At 45.5% G+C, this 19,660-nt stretch carries 13 protein-coding genes and 1 other RNA gene; all 14 read left to right on the plus strand.

Annotated features, from left to right (window positions below; genetic code table 11):
• Positions 1 to 96 precede the first annotated feature (96 nt).
• The 14 genes from gpmI to H8R94_RS11290 all read left to right on the plus strand — a co-directional run bounded on the left by gpmI (position 97) and on the right by H8R94_RS11290 (position 19,606).
• A complete protein-coding gene (gpmI, locus tag H8R94_RS11225) occupies positions 97 to 1,638 on the plus strand; it encodes a 2,3-bisphosphoglycerate-independent phosphoglycerate mutase (protein WP_118535888.1) in 1,542 nt (513 codons plus the stop codon).
• Positions 1,639 to 1,692: 54 nt separating this feature from the next.
• Entirely contained in the window at positions 1,693 to 2,574 is an 882-nt protein-coding gene (locus H8R94_RS11230) for a phosphoribosylaminoimidazolesuccinocarboxamide synthase (RefSeq protein WP_118281899.1), read from the plus strand.
• A 13-nt stretch (positions 2,575 to 2,587) separates the two neighbouring features.
• Entirely contained in the window at positions 2,588 to 4,075 is a 1,488-nt protein-coding gene (gene purF / locus H8R94_RS11235) for an amidophosphoribosyltransferase (protein WP_186854682.1), read from the plus strand.
• 9 nt (positions 4,076 to 4,084) lie between these two features.
• Positions 4,085 to 5,536 carry an adenylosuccinate lyase gene (gene purB / locus H8R94_RS11240; RefSeq protein ID WP_118281898.1) on the plus strand — a complete coding sequence of 484 codons (1,452 nt, stop codon included), beginning with the start codon at positions 4,085 to 4,087 and terminating at the stop codon, positions 5,534 to 5,536.
• A gap of 193 nt (positions 5,537 to 5,729) precedes the next feature.
• Positions 5,730 to 7,091 carry an NADP-specific glutamate dehydrogenase gene (gene gdhA / locus H8R94_RS11245; RefSeq protein ID WP_118535885.1) on the plus strand — a complete coding sequence of 454 codons (1,362 nt, stop codon included), beginning with the start codon at positions 5,730 to 5,732 and terminating at the stop codon, positions 7,089 to 7,091.
• Positions 7,092 to 7,259: 168 nt separating this feature from the next.
• Positions 7,260 to 7,502 (plus strand): preprotein translocase subunit SecG, encoded by a 243-nt coding sequence (gene secG / locus H8R94_RS11250; protein ID WP_118281896.1) that lies wholly within the window; start codon positions 7,260 to 7,262, stop codon positions 7,500 to 7,502.
• Positions 7,503 to 7,595: 93 nt separating this feature from the next.
• A complete protein-coding gene (gene rnr, locus H8R94_RS11255; RefSeq protein WP_118535883.1) occupies positions 7,596 to 9,731 on the plus strand; it encodes a ribonuclease R in 2,136 nt (711 codons plus the stop codon).
• Entirely contained in the window at positions 9,724 to 10,188 is a 465-nt protein-coding gene (gene smpB, locus H8R94_RS11260) for an SsrA-binding protein SmpB (RefSeq protein ID WP_118281894.1), read from the plus strand. The genes rnr and smpB overlap by 8 nt, the downstream gene beginning before the upstream one ends.
• Positions 10,189 to 10,313: 125 nt before the next feature.
• Positions 10,314 to 10,659: a transfer-messenger RNA gene (ssrA, locus tag H8R94_RS11265) on the plus strand.
• A 207-nt stretch (positions 10,660 to 10,866) separates the two neighbouring features.
• Positions 10,867 to 11,814 carry an ion transporter gene (locus H8R94_RS11270; protein WP_186854683.1) on the plus strand — a complete coding sequence of 316 codons (948 nt, stop codon included), beginning with the start codon at positions 10,867 to 10,869 and terminating at the stop codon, positions 11,812 to 11,814.
• A gap of 161 nt (positions 11,815 to 11,975) precedes the next feature.
• Positions 11,976 to 13,751 (plus strand): Na/Pi cotransporter family protein, encoded by a 1,776-nt coding sequence (locus H8R94_RS11275; RefSeq protein ID WP_186854684.1) that lies wholly within the window; start codon positions 11,976 to 11,978, stop codon positions 13,749 to 13,751.
• 236 nt (positions 13,752 to 13,987) lie between these two features.
• Positions 13,988 to 15,571 carry an asparagine synthase B gene (asnB, locus tag H8R94_RS11280; protein WP_186854685.1) on the plus strand — a complete coding sequence of 528 codons (1,584 nt, stop codon included), beginning with the start codon at positions 13,988 to 13,990 and terminating at the stop codon, positions 15,569 to 15,571.
• Between the two features lie 29 nt (positions 15,572 to 15,600).
• On the plus strand, positions 15,601 to 17,697 hold the full coding sequence (locus H8R94_RS11285; protein WP_186854686.1) for a glutamine synthetase III family protein: 2,097 nt from the start codon (positions 15,601 to 15,603) through the stop codon (positions 17,695 to 17,697).
• Positions 17,698 to 17,797: 100 nt separating this feature from the next.
• Positions 17,798 to 19,606 carry an ammonium transporter gene (locus H8R94_RS11290; RefSeq protein ID WP_118282677.1) on the plus strand — a complete coding sequence of 603 codons (1,809 nt, stop codon included), beginning with the start codon at positions 17,798 to 17,800 and terminating at the stop codon, positions 19,604 to 19,606.
• Positions 19,607 to 19,660: the final 54 nt, after the last annotated feature.

Raw genomic sequence — 19,660 nt, forward strand, 5'->3', positions numbered from 1 at the left:
GTGTAAAGTGCATGTTTTTTAGTTATTGTGTCCATTGATTTTTACCATGAAATCGGGATAGAATAAATATAATTTCAGAGAAAAGAGGAAAAGAGAATGAGCAAGAAGCCAGTTGTTTTAATGATCTTAGATGGATTTGGTCTGAATGACAGACACGAAGCAAATGCCGTATATGAGGCAAATACACCAAATATCGATAGTTTGATGCAGAACTATCCTTATGTTAAGGGAAATGCCAGCGGACTTGCGGTTGGACTCCCGGACGGACAGATGGGAAACTCTGAGGTAGGACACCTGAATATGGGCGCAGGACGTATCGTATATCAGGAACTGACCCGTATTACCAAAGAAATCGAGGACGGAGATTTCTTCCAGAATGAGGCTTTGAAAAAAGCAATGGAGAATGCTAAGGCAAAGGATTCTGCCCTTCATTTATTCGGACTTTTATCAGATGGTGGTGTGCACAGCCACATTACCCATTTATATGGATTGCTCGAGATGGCAAAGCGCGAGGGCTTGAGCAAGGTTTATGTCCATGGATTTATGGACGGCCGTGACACAGCACCGACCAGTGGTATTGAGTATGTCAAGGCTTTAGAAGAGGAGATGGCAAAGATCGGTGTCGGTAAGATCGCCAGTCTTTCCGGTCGTTATTATGCCATGGATCGTGACAATCGTTGGGATCGTGTGGAAAAGGCCTACCGTGTACTTACTCTTGGCGAGGGCAATACAGCAAGCGATGCTGTCAGTGCTATGCAGGCATCCTATGATGATGGCAAGACGGATGAGTTTGTGATCCCGACCGTGATCACAGAAGATGGTCAGGCGATCGGCAAGGTATCCGCAGATGACAGCGTGATCTTCTTTAACTTCCGCCCGGATCGTGCGAGAGAGATCACAAGAGCCTTCTGCAGTGATGATTTTGACGGATTTGACAGAGGTCAGCGTCTGCCGCTTACCTATGTATGCTTTACCGAGTATGATGTGACAATCCCGAATAAGGAGATCGCTTTCCACAAGGTAGAGTTACACAATACTTTCGGCGAATTTTTAGCAGCACATGGAAAGACCCAGGCAAGAATTGCCGAGACAGAAAAGTATGCGCATGTTACTTTCTTCTTCAACGGTGGTGTAGAGGAGCCGAACCCGGGCGAAGACCGCATCCTTGTAAAGTCTCCAAAGGTTGCAACTTATGATCTTCAGCCGGAAATGAGTGCTTATGAAGTATGTGACAAATTATGTGATGCGATCACTTCTGACAAATATGATGTGATCATCATCAATTTTGCAAATCCGGACATGGTAGGTCATACCGGCGTTGAGGCAGCAGCCATCAAAGCGGTAGAAGCCGTTGACTCCTGTGTGGGACGTGCAGTAGAAGCCTTGAAGTCTGTAGACGGCACCATGTTCATCTGTGCAGATCATGGTAACTGCGAGCAGTTAGTAAACTACGAGACAGGTGAGCCGCTGACCGCACACACGACCAATCCGGTACCATTCATCCTGGTAAACGCAGATCCTTCCTATGGTCTTCGTGAAAATGGATGCTTAGCAGATATCATTCCGACCCTCATCGAACTGATGGGTATGGAACAGCCGGAAGAAATGACAGGCAAGTCACTTTTGATCAAAAAGTAAGATCCGCCTGTATTTTGCAGGCGTATATCATAAAAGCATAAATAATTAAGGATAATGGAGGAAAGACAAATGAAACCAATGAAAGAAGGCAAGGTCCGCGAAGTTTACGATAATGGTGACAGCATCATCATGGTAGCCACCGATCGTATCTCTGCATTTGACGTGATCTTAAAGAACAAGATCGTAGACAAGGGAGCAATCCTGACACAGATGTCCAAGTTCTGGTTCGATTACACCAAGGATATCGTTCCAAACCACATGATCTCAGTGGATGTGAAAGATATGCCGGAGTTCTTCCAGAATAAGGAATATGAAGGAAAGAGCATGATGTGTAAAAAGTTGCAGATGATTCCGATCGAATGTATCGTCCGTGGTTACATCACAGGAAGCGGCTGGGCTAGTTATCAGGAGAACGGCACAGTATGCGGCATCACCCTTCCGGTTGGTTTACAGGAGTCTGAAAAATTGCCGGAACCGATCTATACACCGTCAACAAAGGCTGAGATCGGTCTGCATGATGAAAATATTTCTTACGAACAGTCTGTAGAAGTATTGGAAAAGGCTTTCCCGGGCAAGGGAGAGGAATATGCTTCCAAGATCAAGGAATATACACTTGCACTTTACAAGAAATGTGCAGACTATGCACTTACCAAGGGCATCATCATTGCAGATACCAAGTTTGAGTTTGGTCTGGATGAGGATGGCAATGTCGTTTTGGCTGATGAGATGCTGACACCGGATTCTTCCAGATTCTGGCCATTGGAGGGCTATCAGGCAGGACAGGGACAGCCTTCTTTTGACAAGCAGTTTGTAAGAAACTGGTTAAAGGCAAATCCGGACAGCGATTATCTGCTTCCCCAGGATGTCATTGACAAGACCATCGCAAAATACAAAGAAGCATTTGAAATGCTGACAGGAAAGAAATTTGGAGCGTAGACAGGAGATGCAGATGACGACAACAGATTCAAATAAGGCTATGCCGTTTGAAGGACTGCATGAAGAATGTGGTGTCTTTGGCATGTATGATTTTGACGGCGGTGACGTGGCTTCCTCTATTTACTATGGCTTGTTTGCCTTACAGCACAGGGGACAGGAAAGCTGCGGTATTGCCGTTAGTGAGACGAGCGGACCAAAGGGCAAGGTCACTTCTTATAAGGGGATGGGACTTGTCAATGAGGTTTTTGACGGCGAGACCTTGGAAAAGATGCGGGGTGACATTGGTGTAGGACATGTCCGTTATTCGACCGCAGGAGAGTCCACCAGAGAAAATGCACAGCCTCTCGTTTTAAATTATGTCAAGGGAACGCTGGCGCTGGCACACAATGGAAATCTGATCAATGCCAAGGAATTAAAAAAGGATCTGGAATATACCGGAGCCATTTTCCAGACAACGATCGACTCCGAGGTCATTGCCTATCATATTGCCAGAGAGCGCTTGCAGTCTAAGACTGCAGAGGAGGCAGTACGCCGCGCCTGCATGAAGTTAAAAGGTGCCTATGCACTTGTTGTGGCTTCTCCACGAAAACTGATCGGTGCCAGAGATCCTTTCGGCTTTAAGCCACTTTGCATCGGTAAGCGTGACAATGCTTATATCTTAGCATCCGAGACCTGTGCGCTGGATACCATCGGTGCCGAATTTGTCCGTGATGTCTTACCGGGCGAAGTTGTTACAATCACACCGGAAAAGGGCGTTGAGTCCGATATGGAAATGGCACTTCCAAAAGAAAAAGAAGCCAGATGTATTTTTGAATATATTTATTTTGCAAGACCGGACAGTCATATTGACGGGGTCAGCGTTTATGGCAGCCGTATCAAGGCGGGCAAGTTCCTTGCCATGGACTCACCGGTTGAAGCAGACTTGGTTACCGGCGTACCGGAGTCGGGCAATGCGGCAGCCCTGGGCTATTCCTTACAGTCCGGGATCCCTTACGGAACTGCTTTTGTCAAAAACGGTTATGTGGGACGTACCTTTATCAAACCAAAGCAGAGCAGTCGTGAATCCAGTGTGCGTATCAAGTTAAATGTCTTAAAGGAAGCCGTTGCAGGCAAACGAGTCGTCATGATCGATGACTCCATTGTGCGTGGAACAACATCAGACCGTATTGTGCGTATGCTGCGTGAGGCAGGTGCGACGGAAGTGCATGTGCGCATCAGTTCACCACCATTCCTCTGGCCGTGTTATTTTGGAACGGATATTCCGGAGCGCGAACAACTGATCGCCTACAAGAGATCCATTGAGGACATCCGCAAGATCATCGGTGCAGATTCTCTTGGATATCTTGGCATGGAACGCCTGGATGAGATGGTGGAAGGTCTGTCGATCTGTCGGGGATGCTTTAACGGCAAGTATCCGATGGAGCCGCCGAAGGAAGATATCCGTGGTGAATATTTTGACAAAGAGATCGATATGGCAAAGAAATTGGAACGCAATTTATAGGAGGAGAGTATGAGTACAGATCGTTACAGTAGCCCACTTTCAGAGAGATATGCCAGCAGGGAAATGCAGTATATCTTTTCTCAGGATAAAAAGTTCTCCACATGGAGAAAACTCTGGATCGCACTTGCTGAGACAGAGATGGAATTAGGACTGAGCCAGGACGGCAAGCCGGTCATCACACAGGATATGATCGATGAGATGAAAGCACATGTCGACGACATCAATTATGATGTGGCAAAGAAAAGAGAGGCAGAGGTTCGCCATGATGTTATGAGCCATGTCTACGCATATGGCAAACAGTGCCCGAAGGCAGCAGGCATCATCCATCTGGGAGCGACTTCCTGCTATGTAGGTGATAACACCGATATTATCATCATGCGTGATGCACTTCTTCTGGTGCGCAAGAAACTGGTCAATGTCATTGCAGAATTGGCAAAGTTTGCAGATACCTATAAAGATATGCCGACCCTTGCTTTTACACATTTTCAGCCGGCACAGCCAACAACTGTTGGTAAGCGTGCGACACTCTGGTTAAATGAGTTCGTTATGGATCTGGAAGATCTGGATTATGTTTTGTCTAGTTTAAAACTTTTGGGATCTAAGGGAACTACCGGTACACAGGCAAGTTTCTTGGAACTCTTCCAGGGAGATCAGGAGACCATCGACAAGATCGATCCGATGATCGCAAAGAAGATGGGCTTTGAGAAGTGCTATCCGGTCAGCGGACAGACATATTCCCGCAAGGTGGATACCAGAGTCTGCAATATCTTGGCAGGCATTGCGGCATCTGCACACAAGATGAGCAACGATATTCGTCTGCTCCAGCACTTAAAAGAAGTAGAGGAGCCATTTGAAAAGAGCCAGATCGGTTCATCTGCCATGGCATACAAGCGCAATCCGATGCGTAGCGAGCGTATCGCATCCTTATCACGTTATATCATTATTGATGCCTTAAATCCGGCGATCACATCTGCAACCCAGTGGTTTGAAAGAACTCTGGATGATTCTGCTAATAAGAGACTTTCTATTGCAGAGGGATTTTTGGCATGTGACGGTGTCTTAGATCTTTGCCTGAATGTTGTGGATGGTCTTGTGGTCTATCCAAAGGTCATCGAAAAGAGACTGCGCAGTGAACTGCCATTTATGGCAACCGAGAACATCATGATGGATGCGGTAAAGAATGGCGGCAACCGTCAGGATCTGCATGAAAAGATCAGAACCCTTTCCATGGAAGCAGGAAAGACGGTCAAGGTAGAGGGCAAGGATAATAACCTCTTAGAATTGATCGCAGCAGATGATGAGTTCCCGATGGGCTTAGAGGAACTGGAAGCAACCATGCAGCCGGACAAGTACGTTGGACGCGCACCTCGTCAGGTAGTCAAATATTTAGAAGAAGTCATCCAGCCGATCCTGGATGAAAATAAAGACGTTCTCGGTGTAAAGGCTGAGATCAACGTCTGATCAGAATGCAGGAACTTCCTGTGCAATTATGCACGGGAGGTTTTTTTTGCATATTTTTATCGCGGGAAAAATCAAAAAATGCAAGTTAAAAATTTTAATTATGCATTGCACTTCAACACGATAAAGTATATAATGTCACTAGATTTTGTGAGAACAAGGTCGGAAAGAAGTTTTGAGTAGGAGGACACAATCAATGAAATTCGAGAGTAGTTATTTGCAGAGAGTGTATGACGGACTTGAGAGCCGTAACGCAGAGCAGAAAGAATTTTTGCAGGCAGTGGCAGAAGTTCTGGAATCTTTGGAGCCTGTTGTGGCAGCCAATCCGGAATTGGAGAGATGGGGCATCATCGAGCGTATCGTTGAGCCGGAGCGTATTATCCAGTTCAGAGTATCTTGGGTAGATGACAATGGCAAGGTTCAGGTCAACCGTGGATACAGAGTACAGTTCAACTCTGCAATCGGACCATACAAGGGAGGTCTTAGACTTCATCCATCCGTAAACCTTTCTGTTATTAAGTTCCTTGGATTTGAGCAGATCTTCAAGAACAGCCTGACAACACTTCCGATCGGCGGTGGCAAGGGTGGTTCTGACTTCGATCCTAAGGGCAAGTCAGACATGGAGATCATGAGATTCTGCCAGGCATTTATGACAGAACTTGAGAAGCATATTGGTGCTGATACAGACGTTCCAGCCGGAGATATCGGTGTTGGCGGACGTGAGATCGGATTTATGTATGGTCAGTACAAGAGACTGCGCAACGAATTTACCGGCGTACTTACAGGAAAGGGACTTACTTACGGTGGTTCTCTTGCTCGTACCGAAGCAACCGGTTATGGACTCTGTTATTATACACAGGAGGCATTAAAGAGTCTCAGAAATACAGACTTTAACGGCAAGACAGTCGCAGTTTCCGGTGCAGGAAATGTTGCTATCTACGCTATCCAGAAGGCATATCAGTTAGGCGGTAAGCCAGTGACATGTTCTGATTCTACCGGTTGGATCTATGATCCGGAAGGAATCGATGTAGACCTTTTGAAGGAAGTAAAGGAAGTAAAGCGTGCTCGTTTGACAGAGTATGCTGCTGCACGTCCATCTGCTGAATATCATGAGAAGAAGAACGGAGAGCATGGTGTTTGGTCAGTGAAGTGTGATATCGCGCTTCCTTGTGCAACACAGAACGAATTGGATGAAAACGATGCTAAGATGCTGATCGACAATGGCGTTCTTGCTGTATGTGAAGGTGCAAACATGCCTTCTACACCAGCCGCTATTGAGGCACTTAAGAAGGCTGGCGTCCTCTTTGGACCGGCAAAGGCCGCAAACGCAGGTGGTGTTGCAACATCAGCACTTGAGATGAGCCAGAACTCTGAGAGATTACATTGGACATTTGAAGAAGTTGACGAGAAGTTACAGCACATCATGACCGGTATCGTACACAACTCACTCGATGCTGCTGCAAAGTACGGCCTAGACGGAGATCTGGTTGCCGGTGCTAATATCGCAGGCTTTGAAAAGGTTGCAGATGCTATGATCGCACAGGGTGTTGCTTACTAAAATATAGCATTTTCAGAGGCGTTCCTTTTGAATAAAGGGACGTCTCTTTTTTTCTCCTTTCATCCGGGCGGTCTATAAAAAACTCTTGCGTATAAGGTATGACTGTGTTATACTTTGTTAAGTTGTGACGAATGGCTCGTAGTTACGGGCTTACATTAGGAGGTTCTCATGGAAGTATTAAAGACAATTCTTATGATTGCATTTATTATTATATGTTTGGCTATTATCGTGATTATTCTGATGCAGGAAGGTAAGTCAGCAGGTCTTGGTTCTTTGAGCGGACAGACATCTGAGACATACTGGAGCAAGAATAAGGGACATTCCAAAGAGGGAATGCTTGTCAAGATCACCAGTGTTCTTGTTTTATTATTCTTTGTGCTTGCCGCAGTTTTGAATATCGGAAGTTTTTAATCATAGGTATGTGAGCCATCGTGGAAACGGTGGCTTTTTTCTTTATGAAAAGAGTGAGGACGGGGCATCCTAGTGATGTCAGGGAGATTGGATATGAACGAGAAAAAATTGGAAGAACGCAAAAAAATGATATATGGTCTTTTGTGCGATGAACTTTATGTTCCTATGCGCACCAAAGAGATCGCTATGCTTTTAGATATCCCAAAGAGCAAACGTCAGGATCTACAGGAAGTGCTGGATGCTCTGGTCGAGGAGGGCAAAGCCCAGGTATCAAAAAAAGGCAAGTACCAGAAGGCAGAAAAAGTGGTAAAAGAGGGGGCTTTTATCAGCCATGCCAAGGGCTTTGGCTTTGTTTGTGTGGAGGATGAGGGTGAGGACTACTATATCCCGGAGGAATATGTCGGAAATGCTTTTCATGGTGATCAGGTGCGGATCGAACTTTTGCCACCGTCTAAGGGAAAGCGCAGAGAGGCTAAGATCATAGAGGTCTTGTCCCATGATATTTCGACGGTCGTCGGAACGTATGAAAAGTCAAAAAATTATGGCTTTGTCATATCGGACAATGCAAGGATCACGCAGGACATCTTTATCCCGCAGGGGAAGGACATGCATGCGGTGGACGGACATAAGGTGGTCTGTCAGATCACGAGTTATGGCAAAAAGAACCGCAACCCGGAGGGCGTGATCACGGAGATCTTAGGGCATCGTAACGATCCGGGCGTAGATATTATGTCGATCGTACGTGGCTTTGACCTGCCAACGGAATTCCCGGAAAAGGTCTTAAATCAGGCGACGCGTGTGGCGAATGAGGTGTCGGAAGCCGATCGTGCCGGAAGACTGGATCTGCGCGGGGTTACCATGGTGACCATTGACGGAGAAGATGCCAAGGATCTGGACGATGCCATTTCCATCTGCCACAAAGGCGACGGTTACGAACTGGGCGTGCATATTGCCGATGTGTCAAATTATGTGCAGGAGCGGAGTGCCCTGGATGAGGAGGCGAAAAAGCGCGGCACCAGTGTCTATCTGGTAGACCGTGTTATCCCTATGCTGCCGCATACACTTTCCAATGGGATCTGTTCCTTAAATGCTGGGGAAGACCGTCTGGCACTTTCTTGTATCATGACACTGGATGCCAAGGGAAATGTGATCGATCATACGATCGCGGAAACGGTTGTCAATATTGATGCGCGTATGTCTTATACATCGGTCAAGAAGATCCTGGTGGATAAGGATCCGGCGGAATGTAAAAAGTATCAGGACTTGGTGCCGATGTTTGCCCTGATGGAAGAATTATCCGGTCTGATTCGCAAGAAGCGTATGCAGCGGGGATCCATTGATTTTGATTTTCCGGAGACAAAGATCGTTCTGGATGCGCAGGGACATGCTGTGGATGTGATGCCTTATGAGCGCAATGTGGCAACCAAGATCATTGAGGATTTTATGCTGATTGCCAATGAGACGGTCGCAGAGCATTTTTATTGGCAGGAGATCCCGTTTTTGTATCGTACCCATGCAACGCCGGATGGCGAGAAGATCCGTAAACTGGCTACCTTTATCGGAAATTTTGGCTATACGATCAAGGGTGGCGCGGATGAGGTGCATCCGAAAGAATTGCAAAAACTGTTGGGTAAAATCCAGGGGACACCGGAGGAAGATTTTATTTCAAGACTAACGCTGCGGTCTATGCAACAGGCAAAATATACGGTAGAATGTACAGGACACTTTGGATTGGCGGCAGATTATTATTGCCATTTTACCTCGCCGATCCGCCGATATCCGGATCTGCAGATCCATCGTATCATTAAGGAAACCTTGCGTGGCAGATATAATGAGACAAGACGGGAACACTATGAATCGCTGTTGCCGGTCATTGCAACAGAGACCAGTCGGCTGGAGCGCCGGGCAGACGAGGTGGAGCGGGAGGTAGACAAGTTAAAGAAAGTAGAATACATGAGCCGACATATCGGAGAGACTTTCGAGGGTATTGTTTCCAGTGTGACCGGATGGGGGCTTTATGTGGAACTGCCAAATACCATTGAGGGGCTCGTGCATATCTCTACGATCCGGGGGGACTATTATCAGTTTGTAGAAGAAACTTATGAACTTGTCGGAGAGCGCACAAATCGACATTATAAACTGGGGCAGCGTGTTAAAGTTGTGGTAGACGACTGCGATACCATGGCGCGCACGATCGACTTTGTTTTGGCGGAGGATGAAGATGAGTAAAGAGAGCAAGAAACTCATAGCAAACAATAAAAAGGCATATCACGAGTATTTTCTGGAAGAAAAATATGAGGCAGGCATCGCGCTGCATGGCACAGAGGTCAAGTCGCTTCGTATGGGAAAATGTAGCATCAAAGAGGCATTTGTGCGGATCGAGAATGATGAGGTGATCATTTACCAGATGCATATTTCTCCCTATGAAAAGGGGAATATCTTTAACCGGGATCCGCTGCGTCCCAAGAAACTTTTGATGCACAAGGCAGAGATCAATAAGTTAAAAGCCAAGATCGCCGAGAAAGGTTATACCTTAGTGCCGGTGGAGGTCTATTTCAAGGGCAGTCTTGTCAAGGTTGAGATCGCGCTGGCAAAGGGTAAGAAACTCTATGATAAGCGTGCAGATATTGCCAAAAAGGATATGCGCCGTGAAGCGGAACGCGATTTCAAGGTGCGCAATCTTTAGCATATGGGAAATGTAACTCTAGAAAATGACAAGTTGACTTGAAAAAAAGCCATAACTTGTTATAATATATCTGTTCCGAGTCACCGATGTCTATAGTAGGAGGCTTGGAAGTTACAAGTGAATATGGGCTAGTAAAGGTTTCGACAGGGATTATGAAGCTGGAGAAGCGAGTCGTATGGTAATGCGTTAAATGGCCAAATTAAAATTAAACGCTGAAGATAATAATTTAGCATACGCTGCCTAATTTGGCAGTAGTCTGACCTAGTGCACTCACACATTAGGACCCAGGCTTCGACTATGTGAGAAACGACATGGACTAAGCTTTGCGTCCATGGGCGTATCATGAAGCTACTAAAACCGCAAGGGTGTTTGTTCCCGGGCGGCAGAGGGAATGTCAAAGAACAAACTACACTCGTAGAAGGACAGGGGATTGGTTTTTGGACACGGGTTCGACTCCCGTCTAGTCCACTCTAAAAGCCTTGAGTTTTCAAGGCTTTTTTATTTTTATGACATATCCTGTGTCATATTATGAACTCCCCATTGAACAGCATTTACAAAAGGTATCTGTAAATACTGCGGAGCAGGTAGAACCGGAGTTTGAAGAGAGAGCACCAAAAATGTAGCGTGCCAACAACCGGCACAAAATGGAAAATGTAAGAAAAGATACAGGTGGATCATATGAAAGAAAAAGTCTTTAACATCATCCAGATCGGGGATAAAAGTAATCGCATCAGCCGTGCGTTTGATGTCTTTATCACGATCACCATTTTTGCAAATATCGCAGTGACTGTCTTACTGACTTTTCAGGAATTGGCGGCATTTTTTTTCGTATTTCATATCATAGAATGGATCACTCTGCTTATCTTTTGTGTAGAGTATGCACTGCGCATTTGGACGGCAGATTATCTTTATCCGGACAAGAGCGAATTGTGGTCTCGCCTGCATTTTCTGATATCTTTTGATGGAATTGTGGACTTGCTTACCATCATTCCGGCATTTTTCCTTTCCGGCATGGTGATCTTCCGCATGCTCCGCGTGGCGCGTATTTTCCATCTGTTCCGTCTGAATGCCAGATACGACTCTTTCAATGTGATCACCACTGTTTTATATGAAAAAAGAAATCAGATCATATCCTCGGTATTTATCGTGCTGATCCTCATGCTTGCTAGCAGTCTTTGCATGTATAGTGTGGAACATGCAGCGCAGCCGGAGGTCTTTCGCAATGCCTTTAGCGGTATGTGGTGGAGCATGAGTACCCTGCTTACGGTAGGCTATGGGGACATTTATCCCATCACGACTTTAGGGCGTGTCATGGCGATCGTGATCGCCTATCTTGGGGTAGGTGTTGTTGCCATCCCGACCGGTATCATCAGTGCAGGTTTTGTGGAGCAGTATCATAGGAAGAGCAGTATTTCAGACTGGGGCAGGGAAGATATCAAAGAGATCGCAGAGGTCATGGTGGATTCCTGTCTGGCAGGAAAATGTCTGGAAGATGTGGAGGATGAGGGAAATACCAAGGTCTACCTGATCCTGCGGGATAACCTGTCCATCCTGCCACAAAAAGATACAGAACTGCAACTGGGGGATGTCCTGATCTTAAGGGACGAGACTATAGATGAAAACTAACCATTTGTGGTATAGGATATGCGTGGGGAATAATCCATACTTTAGATAGATTTTACATGGATTTTACTTGAATTTCACATACAAATCTTATACAGTGTAATTGTGTGTGTAAAAATATTTTACATAGAATTTTTGACAATACTATATAAGAGGAGATAATGATGGACATTTTTAGCGTGTTATCCATGATAGGTGGTCTTGCCATGTTCCTGTATGGAATGGAGACCATGGGAGATGGACTTGCCAAGACGGCAGGTGGTAAATTGGAACACATCTTAGAGAAATTGACATCTACACCGATCAAAGGTGTACTTTTAGGTGCCGCAGTTACGGCAGTCATTCAGTCGTCATCCGCAACGACGGTCATGGTCGTCGGATTCGTAAACTCCGGTATTATGAAACTGTCACAGGCAGTTGGTATCATCATGGGTGCCAATATCGGTACGACGGTCACATCCTGGATTGTCAGTCTATCCGGCATCGAGAGTAGCAATATTGTTTTACAATTCTTAAAGCCGACATCTTTTTGCCCGATCTTAGCACTGATCGGTATCATCCTTCTGATGTTTACTAAGGATGAAAAGAAGCATGATATCGGTGGTATCTTGCTGGGATTTGCTGTCCTGATGTTTGGAATGGATGCCATGTCAAATGCGGTAAAACCGTTGGCAGATGTCCCGGAATTCACCAGCATCCTGACCATGTTTTCCAATCCGGTACTTGGTATGATCGCCGGTGCCGTCCTTACGGCAGTGATCCAATCTTCTTCGGCATCCGTTGGTATTTTGCAGGCACTTTGTGCTACCGGCAGCGTTACCTTCGGTACAGCACTTCCGATCATCATGGGACAGAATATCGGTACTTGTATCACGGCATTGATCTCTGCAATCGGAGCAAAGAAGAATGCCAAGCGTGCGGCTTTTGTCCACTTATACTTTAATATTATTGGCACGATCCTTTTTATGGTCGTATTTTACACTTTGAATGCATTTATGCATTTTGCCTTCTTGGGAACCGCGGCCAATGCGGCAGGGATCGCAGTGATCCACAGTGTGTTTAACGTGGTCGCTACGGTATGCCTGCTTCCGTTCCATCGACTTCTGGAAAAATTGGCTACCATTACTGTTCGTGGAAATGATGATGAGGAGGAGGACGAGGAGATGGAAGGACTTCCATCCGAACTTGCTCTTTTGGACGAGCGTTTTCTTGAGAAGCCGGCATTCGCCGTTGGACACTGTGTGACAGTTGCTCGCAAGATGGCAGAACTCACCGAGGAATGTTTAGTCCTTTCTACCGATCTTTTGGAACAATATGATAAAAAGACGGCAAAGAGGGTGGCAAGTTTAGAGAGCCAGATCGATACCTTTGAGGATATGCTTGGCACCTATATGATCAAATTATCTGCAAAGCCGCTCAGCGTCGCAGATAACCAGACCATTTCTACGATCCTGCATTGCAGTGGCAATTTTGAGCGGATCTCCGATCATGCCATGAATATCTGTGAAACGGCGCAGGTTATGAACAAAAAGGAACTGGTATTTTCCGACAAGGCAAAGGAAGAATTGCAGATTTACATCCGCGCCCTGCAAAAGATCGTTTCTATGACCATGCAGGCATTTAATACAGACGATTATGAACTGGCAAAGCACGTAGAGCCTTTGGAGGACGTGATCGACGGTATCAACGACAAGGCAAAGAAGCATCATATCAAGCGCTTGCAGAAGGGCAAGTGTACGATCGCACTTTCCGTACCGTTTGAAGATCTGCTGACCAACTTTGAGCGTGTATCTGACCATTGTTCCAATGTTGCCGTATGTATGATCCAGACCAGGGATGATGTCTATGATACCCATGAGTATCTGGACACCCTCAAGGAGAACAACACACCGGAATTCCGTGCTATGTATGACGAGTACAAGGCAGAATATGGTCTATAAGGAATAGAATATGGCAAAAACTTACAAAAAGTGACAATGAATTTTGTATATGTCAGTTATTTTGTATAAATTGTATACAATTTTAAATTTTTTATTGACATCGCCAAAGACAATGACTATGATGTAAATAAATTCAGATGGCAAAGGCGCCACAGATTAGTTTTAAGACTGATCTGTGGCGCCTTCTTTTTTTACAAAAATCCAGGCAGCGCTGGAAAGGGAAGGAGACAAGAAATATGTGTTCAATTATGGCATTGGCAAAAAAGCATATTTCCATGGAGGAATTTCAAATGCATTTTGCCAAGACGACTTCAAGAGGACCGGATATGAGCCGGGTAGAGATCGTCGGAGATTCGGTCTTAGGATTTCAGAGATTGGCGATCATGGGACTTAACGAAAGTGGTATGCAGCCATTTTCCCTGCATGGAAATTATGTCGTATGTAACGGCGAGTTATATGGTTTTCGTCAGGAAAAGGAAATCCTGGAAAATGAGGGATACACTTTCTTGAGTGATTCGGATTGTGAGATCATCCTTCCTATGTATGAAAAATACGGCGTGGAAATGTTTGAACGACTGGATGCGGAATTTGCAATGATCATCTACGATGCAAAGAAAGATGATCTGATCGCGGCAAGAGATCCCATTGGTATCCGCCCTTTGTTTTATGCATATGATAGCGAAGGCTCGATCATGTTTGCCAGTGAAGCAAAAAATCTGATCGGCTTATCCGATAAGGTCATGCCATTTCCACCGGGACATTATTATGAGGATGGCAAGTTCATCTGTTACAAAGATCTTTCCAAGCGACAGACCTACAGCAGTGATGATCTGGAAACGGCATGTAAGAAGATCAAAGAACTTTTGGTCAAGGGCGTAGAAAAGAGACTGGATGCAGATGCACCGGTCGGATTCCTTTTGAGCGGTGGTTTGGATTCATCTTTGGTCTGTGCCATTTCACAGAAGATCTTGGGAAAGCCGATCAAGACTTTTGCGATCGGGATGAACGAGGATGCAATCGATCTGAAATATGCAAAGGAAGTTGCAGATTATCTGCATAGTGACCATCACGAAATCATCATTAACAAAGACATTGTTCTTTCTTCCTTAGAAGAAGTGGTAAGGATCCTGGGAACTTTTGATATCACGACCATACGAGCAAGCATGGGCATGTATCTGATCTGCAAAGCCATCCACGAAGAGACGGATGTGCGGGTGCTTCTTACCGGTGAGATTTCAGATGAGATCTTCGGTTACAAATATACGGATTTCGCACCGGATGCCGAGAGTTTTCAGGAGGAAGCGGAAAAGAGACTGCGGGAGTTATACATGTATGATGTGCTTCGTGCAGACCGTTGCATTTCCGTAAATTCCATGGAAGCCAGAGTTCCTTTTGGAGATCTTGATTTTGTCAGATATGTGATGAGCATTGATCCAAAACTCAAGATGAACACCTACAACAAAGGAAAATACCTTCTCAGACATGCGTTTGAGGATGACGATTACCTCCCTTACGATATCCTCTTTCGAGAGAAGGCAGCATTTTCTGATGCGGTAGGACATTCCATGGTGGACTACATCAAGGAATATGCAAACGGTCTTTATAGCGATGAGGAGTATGAGGAGAAAAGAAAGAAATATACACACGCAAGACCTTTTACAAAGGAATCCTTTCTTTATAGAGAATTGTTTGAAAAATATTATCCGGATCAGGCGGATATGATCGTCGATTTCTGGATGCCGAATAAAAATTGGGAAAACTGTGATGTCAATGATCCATCTGCCCGTGTTCTTAAGAACTATGGACAGAGTGGTTGTTAAATAAGAAAAGAGAGTAGGAGGACAGCATTATGACAAAGAATGTACCAGAGTTATTTGGAAGTATGGTCTTTAACGACGAAGTGATGAAGGAGCGCTTGCCAAAAGACATTTATAAGGCATTGCAAAAAACCATCGCAGATGGCTTGCATTTACAACTGGATGTGGCAAATGTCGTTGCCGCAGCCATGAAAGATTGGGCGATTGAAAAAGGCGCAACACACTTTACCCATTGGTTCCAGCCAATGACAGGCGTGACCGCAGAAAAGCATGACAGTTTCATTTCCCCGGAACCGGGCGGAAAAGTCATTATGGAATTTTCCGGCAAGGAACTGGTAAAGGGAGAGCCGGATGCATCTTCTTTCCCGTCAGGCGGACTTCGTGCCACATTTGAGGCGAGAGGCTATACCGCATGGGATCCTACATCCTATGCGTTCATCAAGGACGATACACTTTGCATTCCGACCGCATTTTGCTCATACAGTGGAGAAGCATTGGATAAGAAGACACCACTTCTTAGATCCATGCAGGCTTTGGATAAGCAGGCAGTCCGTGTGCTTCGATTATTTGGAAATACAGACGTAAAACGCGTCATTACAACCGTAGGTCCGGAACAGGAATATTTTCTGATAGACCAATCCGTATACGACAAGAGACCGGATTTGATTTATACCGGCAGAACCCTTTTCGGTGCAAAACCGCCAAAGGGACAGGAACTCGAAGATCATTATTTTGGTACGATCAAACCGAGAGTTTCTGAGTACATGAAAGAGTTAGACGAGGAGTTGTGGAAACTTGGTATTCTTGCAAAGACCAAGCATAACGAGGTCGCACCGGCTCAGCATGAGTTGGCACCGGTTTTCTCAACCACGAACATAGCAACGGATCATAACCAGCTTACGATGGAAATGATGAAAACAGTGGCAGGACGTCATGGAATGGCGTGTCTGTTGCATGAGAAACCTTTTGCCGGAGTCAATGGTTCCGGTAAGCACAACAACTGGTCTATATCAACGGATACCGGAGCCAACCTGCTTGAACCCGGTGCAACTCCTTCCCAAAACGCACAGTTCTTACTGTTTTTAACCGCTGTCATTAAAGCAGTAGACGATTATCAGGAATTGCTCCGGTTATCTGTTGCAAGTGCAGGAAACGATCATCGTCTGGGTGCCAATGAAGCACCACCAGCCATCATGTCTGTATTCTTAGGAGATGAATTGTCAGATGTTGTGGATTCAATCGAAAAGGGCGTTGATTATCACGATAAAGAAAAGACACTCATGTCCATTGGAGCAACGGTTCTGCCGCATATTCCAAAGGATACGACCGATCGAAACAGAACTTCACCATTTGCCTTCACAGGAAATAAGTTTGAGTTCCGTTCTTTAGGATCAACGGCATCTATTTCAGGACCGAACGTTATTTTAAATACCATCGTTGCTGAGTCCTTGTCAGAATTTGCCGATGAATTGGAAAAGGCAGAAGACTTTGACAGTGCACTGGATAAACTCCTTCGCAGAGAACTGGTAGCCCATAAGAGAATCATCTTTAACGGCAACGGTTATAGCGAGGAATGGGTAGAAGAGGCAGAAAGAAGAGGGCTTTCAAACTTGAAGTCAACCGTAGATGCCCTTCCGGTATTTATTCAGGATAAGACGATCGAACTCTTTACCAAGAATAAGGTATATACCGAGTCAGAGATCTGTTCCCGTTACGAGATCTTGTTGGAGAACTATTATAAGACCATCAATATCGAGGCAATGACACTGATCTCCATGGCCAAGAAAGACATCATGGGAGCAGCCTTAGAATATCAGTACACCTTGGCCGAGGTCTTTAATGCAAAACAGGCAACGGGCGTAGCCGTCACGGCTAAGACAGAAGAAAAAATGCTGGCAAAGGCAGCAAGTCTGACCGAAGCCTTAGCAGAGCGCTTAGACAAGTTGGAGGCAGATGTAGACAAGGTAGACGAATCCGCAGATGCACTTGAGATTGCTAAATATTACCGCGAGGTCATCTTTAGTGATATGAGCAGTCTGCGCGAGGTGATCGACGACTTGGAAGTTGTGATCCCATCCGACATCTGGCCATATCCGACCTACGGAGAGATGCTTTACAGTATCAAATAAAGAAAAAAGGAAAAAGTAAATGCACAAAGGCGTGCACGTTTTCGCAGGAAATTCTCGAAACGTGCACGCTTTTAAAATGTAATTAAAGGAGGATAACGTTATGACACAAGAGATTATGGATGCCATCAGTTCGCAGACCTTTGGAGTCTGGTTCTTGATCGGCGCAGCGTTAGTATTTTGGATGCAGGCAGGATTTGCCATGGTAGAGACTGGTTTTACCAGAGCAAAAAATGCCGGAAATATCATTATGAAGAACCTGATGGACTTTTGTATTGGTACAGTGATGTTCATACTGATCGGTTTTTCGCTTTTACTGGGTGAAGATCTGGTAGGTATCATCGGAAAGCCGGGATTTGATATCTTCACCAACTATGCAAATTTTGACTGGTCAAACTTTGTATTTAACTTAGTATTCTGTGCTACGACGGCAACCATTGTTTCCGGCGCCATGGCAGAGAGAACAAAGTTCATTTCCTACTGTGTATATTCCGGTGTGATCTCAGCGATCATTTATCCGATCGAAGCACACTGGACATGGGGCGGCGGCTGGTTAGCCCAGTTGGGATTTCACGATTTCGCCGGTTCTAACTGTATCCATATGGTCGGTGGTATCTGTGCCCTCATTGGTGCAGCCATCTTAGGACCTCGAATTGGAAAGTTTACCAAGGATAAGGAAGGAAAGATTGTTAAAGTCAATGCTTTCCCTGGACACAGCATTCCACTGGGTGCCCTTGGTGTATTTATCCTCTGGCTCGGCTGGTATGGATTTAACGGCGCAGCAGCAACTTCTGTAGAAGAACTCGGCTCTATTTTCGTAACTACGACCATCGCTCCGGCGGTCGCAACCGTTGTTTGTATGATCTTTACGTGGATCAAGTATGGTAAGCCGGATGTATCTATGTGTCTGAACGCTTCTTTGGCAGGTCTGGTTGCCATTACCGCCGGGTGTGATGTAACAGATGCCTTTGGCTCTATCGTGATCGGTGCTGTTTCCGGTCTGCTCGTCGTCTTTGGTGTATGGCTTTGTGATTATGTACTGCATGTAGATGATCCGGTTGGTGCCGTTGCCGTACATTGCTTAAACGGTATTTGGGGGACGATCGCCGTTGGACTTTTCGCAACCGATACCGCACCTGCTTTTGCAAGAGGTCTGGGTGATGGCGTTACCTTTGGTGCAAACCAGATCGCCGGAAAAGGTTTATTCTATGGTGGTGGATTCAAGCAGTTGGGATTACAGTTGCTTGGTATGGGAACCACAGCACTCTATACAGCCGTTCTGATCACCATTACATTCCTGATCATTAAGGCGGTCATGGGACTTCGTGTTACAGAGGAAGAGGAGATCGTCGGCTTGGATGCAATGGAACATGGTCTTCCAAGTGCATATGCTGGATTTTCTATTACCGATACTTCTATGGCAATGGATGTCAACGAGAACACAGATCTTGGTGAGGGTGAGTACGATAAGGCATCTGATCTGCAAAAAGATACCGCAGTTCCGGTTGTTGCAGAAGCAGATGATCTGGATGCAAACGGTGTGCCGATCTTCAACACAGGTATGCATAAGATCGTTGTTATCGCAAAACTTTCCAAGTTTGATACCTTAAAGAAGGCAATGAACGATCTCGGCGTGACCGGTATGACGGTAACCCAGGTCATGGGCTGTGGCGTACAAAAGGGCGCCGGCGAATATTATCGTGGTGTTGAGATGGATGCAACCTTACTTCCTAAGATCAAGGTTGAGATCATTGTCAGCAAGATTCCGGTAACAACAGTGATCGAGGCAGCCAAGAAGGCACTTTATACCGGACATATCGGAGATGGTAAGATCTTCGTATATAACGTTCTTAAAGTTGTTAAGGTTCGTACCGGTGAGGAAGATTATGCAGCCCTTCAGGATGTAGAATAGGGATTAGGAAAAAGAAAAAAGAAAAATAAAAAAAGATGTGATAAGACCTGCGTC

The sequence above is a fragment of the Roseburia lenta genome, assembly GCF_014287435.1.
GTDB classification, from domain to species: domain Bacteria; phylum Bacillota; class Clostridia; order Lachnospirales; family Lachnospiraceae; genus Pararoseburia; species Pararoseburia lenta.